The sequence below is a fragment of the Gemella sp. zg-1178 genome (assembly GCF_018790995.1).
Taxonomy (GTDB): Bacteria; Bacillota; Bacilli; order Staphylococcales; family Gemellaceae; genus Gemelliphila.
Window position 1 is genome coordinate 1 of record NZ_JAHKEI010000058.1, and the last position, 1,001, is coordinate 1,001.

The 1,001-nt window shown below is 29.9% G+C and carries 1 pseudogene; it reads right to left on the reverse strand.

Annotated elements, in window-relative coordinates:
• Positions 1 to 55: 55 nt before the first annotated feature.
• Positions 56 to 1,001 (reverse strand): annotated as a pseudogene (locus KMP12_RS07405) (hypothetical protein); the annotation flags it as partial.

Genomic DNA, 1,001 nt, shown 5'->3' on the forward strand with positions numbered 1-1,001 from the left:
TTTGTATTTTTTTATAGAAAAAGAACTAGAAATCAATCTAGTTCTTTTTATTTTTTTATTTTTGTTGTCTTCTTGCTAGTAGTATTGTTCCTACTAACATAAATAGACCTATTCCTATAGAGCTTGTGTTTTCTAGTCCTGTTTTTGTTAGTTTTTTGGCTTTTGTTTGGGCTTTTTTGTCTGCTTTTTGTTTTTCTTTATTTGTTGTTTTTTCTTCTTTGTTTGTTTCTTCTTTTTTGTTTGTTTTTTCTGCTTGTTTCATTTTTTCTTGGGCTGCTATTACAAATTTGCTAAAGTGGTTTGTTTGGAATGTTATTTCTCCTTGGTTGTTTTTTGATGCTAGTTCTTCTAGGTCTCCACTGTCTTTTAGGTGGTATACTTTTACTTCTTTGTCTGCATATTCTGTTATTACTATTTTTACTGTTCTTTGTCCATTTAGTTTTGTTTCTTGCCCTTCTTTATATATGCTTAGGTCGTAGATTTTTATATCGTTTGTTGCTAGTTTTTCTTTTACTTGGTCTGTTAGTTTTTTGTCTTCTATTATTTCTGTTCTTAGTTCATAGCCTTCTCCTATTTTTTCTTTGAAGTCTACTGTTATTTCTTTGTTTTTTAGTTGGGCTTTTACTTCTGTGTCTTTTTCTTCTTTGTTTTTATTTTCTTCTTGTCTTTTTTGGCTTTCTAGGTAGGCTTTTAGGGCTCTTTCGTATTTGCCTTCTAGCTTGTCTAGTTTTTCTTGTAGTTTGTCTAGTTCTTGTTTTTCTTTGTTGTATTTTGCTTGGGCTTGTTTTTCTTTTTCTTGGGCTTGTTTTTGTGTTGCTTGGGCTTTTGTTAGTATTTCTTTAGCGTTTTTTAGTTTTTCTACATAGTTTTGTTTTTCTTGTATTAGTTTAGTTATTTCTTCTATTTGTTTTTGTGTTTTTGCTACTTCTGTTTTTGCTTTTTCTAGCTCTTTTGCTTTCTTTGCTTCTTCTTTTTTCTTTGTTTCTAGTTGGGTTTGGGCT